The organism is Pedobacter sp. (assembly GCF_031119335.1).
Lineage (GTDB): Bacteria > Bacteroidota > Bacteroidia > Sphingobacteriales > Sphingobacteriaceae > Pedobacter.
This window is the reverse complement of the sequence record NZ_JAVHXT010000001.1, coordinates 142466-153749: the sequence shown is the minus strand read 5'-3', so window position 1 is coordinate 153749 and position 11284 is coordinate 142466. Positions and strand designations below refer to the sequence as shown.

10 protein-coding genes are annotated in these 11284 nt (G+C 37.6%); 8 read left to right on the top strand and 2 right to left on the bottom strand.

All coding sequences use genetic code 11. The features are described 5' to 3' along the window. Positions 1-714: 714 nt before the first annotated feature. Positions 715-1863 carry a cysteine desulfurase family protein gene (locus REI64_RS00695; RefSeq protein ID WP_308848154.1) on the bottom strand — a complete coding sequence of 383 codons (1149 nt, stop codon included), beginning with the start codon at positions 1861-1863 and terminating at the stop codon, positions 715-717. A gap of 82 nt (positions 1864-1945) precedes the next feature. Next, on the bottom strand, positions 1946-3331 hold the full coding sequence (glmM, locus tag REI64_RS00690; RefSeq protein WP_308848153.1) for a phosphoglucosamine mutase: 1386 nt from the start codon (positions 3329-3331) through the stop codon (positions 1946-1948). Positions 3332-3640: 309 nt separating this feature from the next. On the opposite strand from glmM, the gene REI64_RS00685 reads away from it, so the two are divergent. From REI64_RS00685 to REI64_RS00650, 8 genes are all read left to right on the top strand, one after another. Continuing rightward, positions 3641-5182, top strand: coding sequence for a discoidin domain-containing protein (locus tag REI64_RS00685; RefSeq protein ID WP_308848152.1), 1542 nt, complete (start codon positions 3641-3643; stop codon positions 5180-5182). Between the two features lie 570 nt (positions 5183-5752). Continuing rightward, positions 5753-6484: a class I SAM-dependent methyltransferase gene (locus tag REI64_RS00680; protein ID WP_308848151.1), complete on the top strand. Its 732-nt coding sequence runs from the start codon at positions 5753-5755 to the stop codon at positions 6482-6484. Then, positions 6481-7086, top strand: a complete 606-nt coding sequence (locus REI64_RS00675; RefSeq protein ID WP_308848150.1) for a phosphatase PAP2 family protein — start codon at positions 6481-6483, stop codon at positions 7084-7086. The genes REI64_RS00680 and REI64_RS00675 overlap by 4 nt, the downstream gene beginning before the upstream one ends. Positions 7087-7096: 10 nt before the next feature. Then, positions 7097-7819: a ZIP family metal transporter gene (locus REI64_RS00670; RefSeq protein WP_308848149.1), complete on the top strand. Its 723-nt coding sequence runs from the start codon at positions 7097-7099 to the stop codon at positions 7817-7819. Between the two features lie 203 nt (positions 7820-8022). Continuing rightward, positions 8023-8685, top strand: a complete 663-nt coding sequence (locus tag REI64_RS00665; protein WP_308848148.1) for a heme exporter protein CcmB — start codon at positions 8023-8025, stop codon at positions 8683-8685. A gap of 82 nt (positions 8686-8767) precedes the next feature. After that, positions 8768-9430 (top strand): cytochrome c biogenesis protein CcsA, encoded by a 663-nt coding sequence (gene ccsA / locus REI64_RS00660; RefSeq protein ID WP_375141984.1) that lies wholly within the window; start codon positions 8768-8770, stop codon positions 9428-9430. After that, on the top strand, positions 9430-9648 hold the full coding sequence (locus tag REI64_RS00655; RefSeq protein ID WP_308848147.1) for a CcmD family protein: 219 nt from the start codon (positions 9430-9432) through the stop codon (positions 9646-9648). The genes ccsA and REI64_RS00655 overlap by 1 nt, the downstream gene beginning before the upstream one ends. A 139-nt stretch (positions 9649-9787) precedes the next feature. Then, positions 9788-11209, top strand: a complete 1422-nt coding sequence (locus REI64_RS00650) for a Glu/Leu/Phe/Val dehydrogenase (protein ID WP_308848146.1) — start codon at positions 9788-9790, stop codon at positions 11207-11209. Positions 11210-11284 lie beyond the last annotated feature (75 nt).

The following is an 11284-nucleotide window of genomic DNA, read 5'->3' as shown; positions in this document are numbered from 1 at the left end:
ACTTTGCCTTAATAGTTTATTGGTTCACGTTGGCGAGGACGCCAACGTGGGAAAGCTGCACGTTTAGAACTCGCCAATTTAAATTATGGATTTTAAATCCATAGCTAAACAAATCGGTATTGCAAATCCCGACATTGTGGTATGGTTTGGTCTCGAAGAACTAAATTTAGTCAATTGTTGGCTCACGTTGGCGTCCTCGCCAACGAGGGAAAATGGAACTTTAAGTTTTATCTGCTCTTCGGGATTTGCAATCCCGAAGCCCTATCCATGGATTTATAATCCGATTTAAGCAGGATTAAAAATCCTGAGATAAGAGTTCGACATTACAAATATCAAACAGCAGGTACAAGGAGCTAGAACCTAAAATACAATTAGGCAGTTTTTTTTGGGTTTAAAAGAACTGAATTTCATTAATTAGACCTGATTGAAGCGGAAACACTTTTTGTTGTAAAAACGAAAAGACTTCGTAAGTTTTGAAACGGCGAAGCCCTCAACTTTACCATTTAAGAACAATAACAAATGAAAGTTAAACTTACGAAGTCTAGCAATTTCTTAAACAAAAAGATTAATAGCGGAAAGCAGGACTTTCGGAAGATAAAAGTACAGGAACCTGCTCTTCTAAAAAGATTAAAAAAAAACAAAGCACGAAACATTCCAAATGCATTTATCTGCCTTAAGATTGCTTCGTGCCTTGCAATGACGATTTGATGCTTTTTAAGCTAGTGCACTCTGCTTAACCACCATCTTCACTTTTTCTAAAGTATAATCTATTTCTTCTTTGGTAGTATATTTACTGAAAGAGAAACGTACCGCAGGGCGATTAGGATCGGCTTTGATACCGTTTAACACGTGCGAGCCGATGTTAGAACCTGATGAACAAGCACTGCCACCTGATGCGCAAATGCCATTGATGTCTAAATTGAACAACAACATATCTGCCATATCCATTTCTGGGAAAGAAACATTCAATACCGTGTATAAACTTTTATCTGCATCGGTTTCGCCGTTAAAGGCAATGCCTGGCACTTCGGCAATTAGCTGAGCTTTCATATAATCTTTTAGCTCTTGTACGTGTTTTTGGTGCGCTTCCATTTCTGTGTACGCAATTTCTAACGCTTTTGCCAAGCCTACAATGCCATACACGTTTTCGGTACCGCCACGCATGTTACGTTCTTGTGCACCCCCGTAAATCATCGGTGGAATTTTGATGCTGTTATTTACGTACAAGAAACCCACACCTTTTGGTCCGTGTAGTTTGTGTGCTGCACAAACAATGAAATGCGCTTTCAACAGACGTACATCGTGCGTGTAGTGCCCCATAGTTTGCACCGTATCTGCATGGTAAATGGCATCGTACTTTTCGCACAAGTCACCTACTTTTTCCATATCGGTTAAGGTGCCCAGCTCATTATTGGCGTGCATTAAAGACACAAAACTACGTTCGTTGTTCTGCAACAATTCTTCTAAATGAGCATAGTCAACATTACCTTTTTCATCAATATTAACAAAACTGAGTTTATCGATAACGCCATCTTTAAGCAACATATTTAAGGTGTGTTCTACCGCATGGTGCTCAATTTTAGAAGTAATGGCATGCTTAATTCCGTAGGCAGCAATTCCGCAACGAATAGCTGTGTTATCTGCCTCTGTGCCACCAGAAGTAAAGAAGATTTCGGAAGGTGCCGCATTTAACAGTGTAGCCACCGTTTTACGTGCTTTTTCTACCAAAGTTCTCACTTCACGCCCCAAAGCATGTATTGCAGATGGATTTCCAAAGTAATTGGTCATTACGTTGGTCATTTCTGCAACTACAGCCGGATCTAGTGGCGTGGTAGCGGCATTATCTAAATAAACTCGTTTCATTTTTATGTGTGTGTTAGTTAGTTTCGTTAAGTGTTTGGCGATTGGCGTTTTGCTAATTTCGCTTAACGCCAAACCCTATTCGTTACGCCTGTAGCACTTCCCTAATATCAGAGATGATTTTTTGCGCCAAATTTTCGGCGGTTGTTTCATTCTCTGCTTCGCTGTAAATACGAATAATAGGTTCGGTATTAGACCTGCGCAAATGTACCCAAGATTTATCAAACTCAATTTTTAATCCATCTATGGTGCTATATGGTTGTTTTTGATACTTCTCTTCCACCTTTTTTAATAAGACGTCTATGTCCATATCAGGGGTTAGGGTAATTTTATTTTTTGAGATATGATATGATGGATAGCTGGCTCTTAACACTGAAATTGGCTTGCCAAACTTCGCTAGGTGTGATAAAAACAAAGCAATACCAACCAATGCATCTCTACCATAGTGCGACTCTGGATAGATGATACCACCATTACCTTCGCCACCAATAATGGCATTAGTTGCTTTCATTTGATTTACTACGTTTACCTCTCCTACCGCAGCTGCATTGTATTGTTGCCCAGCTTTTTCGGTTACATCTCTTAATGCTCTTGTAGAAGAAAGATTTGAAACAGTATTGCCCGGCGTATTTTTCAGTACGTAATCTGCTACAGCTACCAAAGTATATTCTTCGCCGAACATAGAACCATCTTCGTTTACCAATGCCAGTCTATCTACATCTGGATCTACCACAATACCTAAATCGGCATTTTTTTGTTGCACTACCTTCGCAATTTCAGTTAAATTTTCTGGTAGCGGCTCTGGATTATGGGGGAATTGTCCGTTTGGTTCGCAATAAAGTTCGTAAACAGTTTCTACGCCTAAAGCTTTCAACAATGGCGGAAGAAAAATACCTCCAGTAGAATTTACACAGTCGATAGCTACTTTGAAATTAGCATTCTTAATGGCTTCAACATCTACCAAAGGTAATGCTAAAATAGCATCAATATGTTTTTGGATATAAGTATCGTCTTTTCTAACCTCACCAATTTCATCTACTTCAGCAAAGCTGAAATCTGAATTTTCGGCAATATCTAAAACTTCTTTACCATCGGCATCGCTAATGAATTCGCCTTTGGCATTTAAAAGTTTTAAGGCATTCCATTGCTTTGGGTTGTGACTTGCCGTTAGGATAATTCCGCCAGCTGCTTTTTCCATAGGAACCGCAATTTCTACCGTTGGCGTGGTTGATAAACCAAGATCAATGACTTCGATGCCTAAACCTTGTAGCGTACCAATTACCAAATTATTTACCATCTCTCCCGAGATACGGGCATCGCGGCCTATTACAATTCTTTTATTATCAGCTTTGCTGATTACCCACGACCCGAAAGCAGCAGTGAATTTTACAACATCAATTGGAGTTAAACCATCGCCAGCCTTGCCGCCAATGGTGCCCCTAATACCAGAGATAGATTTAATTAAAGTCAAGTTGTTTATTTTTTGCTCAAAATTAAGAAAAATTACCCGCCTACTCAATTAGTCTTGCCAAATTGATGAACAAATTTTAGAAGCATCAAACGTTTGCGTTATTTTTTATTTGAAGCAAGGCACATCTACAAATAGAAATATATGATTTACGTCTAAAAATAATGCAAAACACTACTATCAAACACGATAACAACTCACAGCTATACAAACGTTTGCGTTGTATATTATTAAGTATCTATAATAAATACTCTTTAGTTTTAACGTAACATTTTTAATATCTCAACTAATCAAAAATTTAAACCAATTGACATGAAAAAAATTCTACTTATTATTTTAATGGCGCTACCATTTCTGGCAAATGCGCAAGTGCTAGCGCCAGGATCTGCAGAACCTAGTTTTGCGACTTATTTAACCCGCACCGGGTGGACAGCTACCGCCAACTCAGGTAACGGTGGCGATGGGCCTTATGCTGGTTTATTTGATGGAGACCCAGCTACTTATTGGAATTCGAACTACGGTAATGCAGCAACAAACTTTTATCCGCACATCCTTACGATAGATATGTTAAGCGATCAGTCTTATGGAGGTGTGATGATCCGTCCAAGAAGTGGGGGTGCCCGTGTGCCACAAAGCATTACTTTTAGAAAAAGTGATGACGGTACTACGTGGACAGACATTGCCACAGTAACAGCTGTAAACCAAGTAAAAGATCAGCTTTTCTTTTTTAGCACAACACATACAGGACGTTATCTGCAAGTAGAATTAACAAATACATATAGCGCAGACATAAATGGAGAATTAGCAGAAATAGCACCATTTACCACTAGCATTGTAGATCCAACGGCTTATTCTCGCATTGGATGGGTAGCAACTGGAAATAACACGCAAGGAATTGGTGGAACTGGTGACGCTGTTGGTTATGCAGCTACAATTGATAACGATGCTACAACTTACTGGCATACGAGATATAATGCAGGTGATGCTACTAGTCAAGGGACGGCAGTTCCATTCCCTTCGAATCAAATTCCTGTTACTCTAGAATATGACATGTTGCAAACATTAACTATTAATAAACTTTCATTTCTGAATAGAAATCCTAACGGCAATAGACATTTCAAAGCTTTTACAGTTTCTTATAAAGTAAATAGTGGAGATGCTTGGACTACCTTACCTCAGACTTTTGCATTAGAAAATGAAAATACACAATTAAGTAGACCATTAGGAACTACCATTAATGCTCGTTATATAAAGCTAGATATTACAGAATCTGGCAATAATGCAAACACTATGCTTGCAGAATTTAGAACTCATTACGATGCTGTTCTTCCTGTAGAACTTACTTCATTCACAGCTAAAAGCAACGGCAGCTCAGTTGGTTTAAAATGGACTACTGCTACAGAATCAGATGCTTCACATTTTGATGTAACCCGTTCTACCGATGGCAGTAGTTTTGCTTCAATTGGAAAAGTAACAGTTACTGGCTCTGGTAGCACTTACAACTATACCGATTTCTCTCCAGTAAAAGGCAACAACTACTATCAGTTAGTAAGTGTAGATAATGATGGTACTTCAAAAAAATCTAGCGTAGAAGTTGCTAAAATTGCTGCTAATGGTAACGAACTAACAGTTACAGCTACTACAGCAAGCGGTGTTACTGTTAACGTTTATGCATCAAAGGCTACTACAGGAACTATTACCGCAAGCAACGTTACTGGACAGAAAATTACCACACAAGCTGTAAAACTTGCAGAAGGCAACAATACAGTTACTGTGTCAACTAATGCTAAAGGTCTAATCATCTTAAGTTTAAACACAGCAGAAGGAACTTTAAGCAAAAAAATCATCAAATAAATTAAAGTATCCACATTAATTCGAGGCTTCCCTATATAATTAGGGGGGCCTTTTTTATTTACATTATGCTATTGTGCATTTAACCACAGATGCACAGATTTTTAAGTTCGATTATTATTCCGTTGATTATATAGTATGATGATGGGCTATTTGTAACACCGACCCTAACCTGTAGCGAAGTGGAAAGCTACGCAGTAAACCGAGCTTTGGCGAGCTCACCGAAGGTAAATAAATTTGCTTTGCAGCTACTGCGTGGTCAGAGCTTGCTCCGAATATCGGAGGTGACGCTAAATTTGCACTCCGTCTCCCGAAATTAATTCGGGACTAGCTTTAACGGCTTGTTTTGGCATATTTAATAATCGAACTCAGGTTAACAAGATTGAACAGAAATATTATCGTTTTACAATAAATTTTAGTCACAAAAATTCAATTTTATAAACTTTTATACATATTTCATCTGTGTATCTGTAGCAAAACGTATTTAGCTCAACTTTGAAAACAACTTTTTTGCAAATCACTTGCATTAAGCAGCAAAACCATATATTTGTAAATCATTAAAAAGAGAGATAAATGCAGCGCAAATGGTTTCAATATTGGTTTAATTCGCCATACTATCATATTCTTTATGGCAATAGAAATGACGAAGAAGCTGAATTATTGATTGATAATCTGGTAACGCATTTAAAACCGAAAGCAGAGAACAAGATTATTGACATTGCTTGTGGCAGAGGCAGACATTCTATCTATTTGAACAAAAAAGGATATGACGTTACTGGCATCGACCTTTCTGAGCAAAACATCAAATACGCACAGCAGTTTGAACAAAAGAACTTGCATTTCTATGTGCATGATATGCGCAAGCTGTCGTACATCAATTATTTTGACATTGCCTTAAACCTATTTACAAGCTTTGGTTATTTCGAAACAGAAAAAGACCATGTAAACGCATTAAAAGCTTTTAGAAAAAGTCTTAAAGACGACGGCACATTTGTAATCGATTATTTTAACACACAGAAAATCCTTAAAAACTTAACCCATCAAGAAATTAAAACCATTGATGGAATAGAATTTCATATCAGCAAGTTCGTGTCTGAAGGAAAAATCATTAAGCATATTAACTTTGAACATAGGTTAAAAGATTACGCTTTCGAAGAGCGTGTGCAAGCATTTTTGCTGAATGACTTTGAAACCATGCTCGAAAAAAGTGGCTTGCAAATTATCGAGAAATTTGGCGGGTACCACCTAGAAGAATTTGACGAATTGAAATCTGACCGCTTAATTTTAGTATGTAAAAAAGCATGATGCAAGAGCTCTTACAATTTGATACCGAATTGTTCTTAAAAATACATCGAGGTTTAAGTAACGGCTTTTTCGATTGGATAATGCCTTTGTTACGCAACCGTTATTTTTGGGCACCGTTGTATCTATTTATCGTTATCTTTTGTATCCGCCAGTATAAAAAAAACGGCTTGATAATTATTGGAGGCATATTATTAGCTTTTGCCTTGGGCGATATGATTTCAGCTAAACTCATTAAACCTCATGTTGGAAGAATAAGACCTTGCAACGAAATTAAACTGTCAGATCAGATCATCCATCGGGTGCCTTGCCCTGGCGGTAAAAGTTTTCCTTCATCTCATGCTACCAATCATTTTGGCATTGCTGTATTTTTAATTGGTGTTTTCTACAGAAAATGGAAAGCAATTTTGCCTATCGGGATATTATGGGCTGCATCCATTAGTTTTGCACAGGTTTATGTAGGTGTTCATTATCCGATAGATGTTTCCTTCGGAATGCTGTTAGGAATATCGTTAGGCTTAATATCACTTTTAGTTTACAGAACAATTGAAAAGAGGGTTTTAAAACAGACTATCGTAGACACCACTTCTGTTGATAAATTATAATTGTACTCAAATGGAACTTTGGAAGTTTTTGATCTTATTCTTTTCTGCCTTTTTAGGAGGTTTGGGTATTTTTTTAGTGAAGAACGACAAATCTCAGCTTTTAAAACTAATCCTATCGTTTAGTGGCGCTTACCTATTTGCAGTAACCGTATTACACCTCATTCCCGATGCTTATCACGGCTCCGACAGCCATGAAATTGGCATCTACATTCTTATTGGTTTTTTACTGCAGATTTTTTTAGAGCAGTTTTCTGAAGGAATTGAGCACGGACATATCCATAAACATCACCACGGCTCGGCTTTTCCATACGGAATTATGATTAGCCTTTGCTTGCATGCTTTTTTAGAAGGTATGCCATTAGCAAAAGACCAACACAACGAACTAATTTTCGGAATTTCATTACATCACATTCCCGCTGCGTTTGCATTAGCTAGCATTTTGGTTCAAAACCATATTAAAAAGTCTGCTATTATTTTCCATATTGCTTTGTTTGCCATTATGGCTCCGCTAGGCTATTGGGTAAGCTTAGGCTTAAGTAATGGCACAATTGGTGGTATTGAGGCTTATTTCAATAAGATTATGGGCATTGTGATTGGTATCTTCTTGCATATTTCAACAACAATTCTTTTTGAATCAAGTGCAGACCATAAAATCAATAAACGTAAAATGGTGGCCGTTTTATTGGGTATCGGTATTGCCCTAATCGGTTTCTATGCAGGACATTCACATTAAAATTTACGATTTTAGATTAATTAGTTACCGTATACTTTTATCACATTACGATTGCCAGTCGAGCTGGCAATGACGCAGCTATTAATGGAATTACAAAACCAAGTTTGCATCAGTTAACCTAACTTAAAACAATAGTTTCCAAGATTCTTGTCAAAATCTAAAATCGTAAATCTAAAATCGTAAATCATTGTATCTTTGCGCAAATGCAACTAGCTCAACAAGTAAAACATCTTATTAAGAAGGAAATCATTTTAGAATGGCGTTCTAAATATGCTTTAAATGGCGTTTTACTTTACGTAGTTTCTACCGTTTTTGTGTGTTTCATGTCGTTTCAGGTGGTTGAAAAGATAACTTGGAATGCCTTGTTTTGGATCATCATGTTGTTTGCTTCTATCAATGCTATTGCAAAAAGTTTTTTACAAGAAAGTAGAGGTAGGCAATTATATATCTACACTTTAGTTAGCCCGGCGGCGCTTATCATTGCGAAAACCATTTACAATAGCTTGCTGATGATGTTACTTACCGTAATCGCATTGGCATTTTACAGCCTCGTTTTCGAACCAAGCAAAGATATCGACATTTTAATGTACTTACTCGCCGCTGTTTTGGGCAGTTTAAGTTTCGCTACCATCTTTACTATGGTATCTGCAATTGCCTCAAAAACTGGCAATGGCGGTATGTTAATGGCAATTTTGAGTTTTCCAATTATCATACCTGTACTTATTGTATTAATCAAGTTTGCTAAAAATGCAATAGATGGATTAGACAGATCTGTAAGTTTAGATGAAATAGGCTTATTAGCAGTGATAAATGTAATAGTAATGACAGTTGCTTTATTGTTATTTCCTTACCTTTGGCGAGATTAAATTCAGTTGGCAGTTTTCAGTTGGCAGTTTCCAACTTTACAACCTTTCAACATTTAAAATATTACAACAACTTAGCAACCTTATGCAAAAATCCTGGTGGAAAATTTTAGCCGCTGTTTTAGTAGTTTACACCGCAATTACCGGACTATTGTTGGAAGTACCTAGGCTGGCTATCCTCAACGAAACAATCAGAAACTTATATTTCCACGTACCTATGTGGTTCGCTATGGTAGTTCTTTTCACCATTTCGGTTTGGTATAGCGTAAGGTCTTTAAGCACGCAAAGCGAAGCTGATGACGTTAGAGCGGTAGAAAGTGCAAATACTGGTATTATATTCGGCATTTTAGGAATTGTGACGGGTGCTGTTTGGGCAAAATTTACTTGGGGGCAATTTTGGAGTTTCGATCCCAAACAGAATTTCGCAGCCATTTCATTACTGTTATACTTTGCTTATTTTGTATTACGCAATGCAATTGATGAAGAACAAAAAAGATCCAAAATAGCCGCTATCTATAATATTTTTGCTTTCCCGATGATGATAGTACTACTTTTTGTACTACCACGTTTACAAGACTCTTTACACCCCGGCAACGGTGGTAATCCGGGCTTTAATAGTTACGATTTAGATAGTAGAATGCGTATGGTATTTTATCCTGCTTGCTTGGGATGGATATTGATAGGCTATTGGGTTTACACACTTCGTTTTAGAACAAAAACTTTAGAAAACAAACAAAACACGCTATAATGAAAAAGATATTGGCTCTAGTTATTTTACTTTTTTCTACACTTAATTTGTTAGCTCAAAACAACGATATTGAGATGGCAGATCAGTTACGTACCGATGGAAAAATTTACATTGTAGTGATTTGTATTGTGATTATTTTGGTCGGTTTGCTTGTTTATCTTTTTGCCTTAGACAGACGTTTGAAATTGTTAGAAAAAAAATCTGACCGCAAAAACTAATTTTAAACGCTGTAGAAACATTTTTTTGAACCTAAATGTTATAGTGTGTACCATACACTAAGAAAAATATTCTTGCAAGAATGGTTTATTTTACTGCAATTTTGCACCCGTAAAAGCATAAAACCAAAAAATACAAAAAATGGCTAGTACAGCAAATGAAACAAGTTTTTTCACCGATGTGTGTAAGAACTTTGACGCCGCTGCTAGATTTACCTCTCATCCAGAAGGTTTACTAGAGCAAATTAAAGCATGTAACAGTGTATACCGTTTTCAATTCCCTATTCGTAGAGGAAACGGTTTTGAAGTAATTGACGCATGGCGTGTGGAGCACTCGCACCACATGAGCCCTACCAAAGGTGGTATTCGTTACAGCGATATGGTGAACGAAGACGAGGTAATGGCTCTTGCTGCGTTAATGACTTATAAATGCGCTATCGTAAATGTACCGTTTGGCGGTGCAAAAGGCGGTATCTGCATCAATCCAAAAAACTATACTGTTGCCGAGCTAGAAACGATTACTCGTCGTTATACAACCGAGTTAATCAAGAAAAATTTTATCGGTCCTGGTATCGATGTTCCTGCTCCTGATTACGGATCGGGCGAACGCGAAATGAGCTGGATTGCCGATACCTATATGACTATGAACCCAGGTTCTTTAGATGCATTAGGTTGCGTTACTGGTAAGCCTATCGCATTACACGGGATCCGTGGTCGTAAAGAAGCAACTGGTCGTGGTGTTGCCTATGCAGTTCGTGAGTGCGTAAGTCACGCTGATGACATGAAGAAATTAGGTCTTACTGCTGGCTTAGACGGCAAAAGAGTTATTGTTCAAGGTTTAGGTAACGTAGGTTATCACTCTGCTAAATTTATTACAGAATTTGGGGGTACCATCGTGGGTATCTGTGAATACGAAGGTGCAATTTACAACGCAAATGGCTTAAACGTTGACGAGGTATTTGCTCACCGCAAAAACACAGGTTCTTTATTGGGCTTCCCGGGCGCAACAGATTTCAAAAGCTCAAAAGAAGGTTTAGAGCAAGAATGCGATATCTTAGTACCTGCTGCACTAGAAAATCAAATTACTGCAGAAAACGTACGCAACATCAAAGCAAAAATTATTGCTGAAGGTGCAAACGGACCTTGTACGCCAGAAGCTGAAGAAATTTTCACAGAAATGGGCGGTATCATCATCCCAGATATGTATTGCAATGCTGGTGGTGTAACTGTTTCTTATTTCGAGTGGTTAAAAAACCTTTCTCACGTAGCTTTTGGCCGTATGGAAAATCGCTATGCGGAAAACTCAAACGCAAACTTAATTAACACGTTAGAAACCTTAACAGGAAAAACGATCCCTGCTGAGAACCGTTTGATGATTGTTAAAGGAGCGTCTGAGTTAGAGTTGGTAAATTCAGGTTTAGAAGACACAATGATCCACTCTTACCGCGAAATTAGAGAGACATTGATCAATAAGCCAGAAGTGAAGACTTTAAGAACGGCAGCTTTCGTAAATTCGATTGATAAAATTGCCGTTTCCTACATGAATTTAGGCGTTTGGCCATAAGATTTTCTTCTTAAAATATCAATCCCTGTGGCACTAAACCATAGGGATTTTTAGTTTTTGGCCATTCTAAATTTA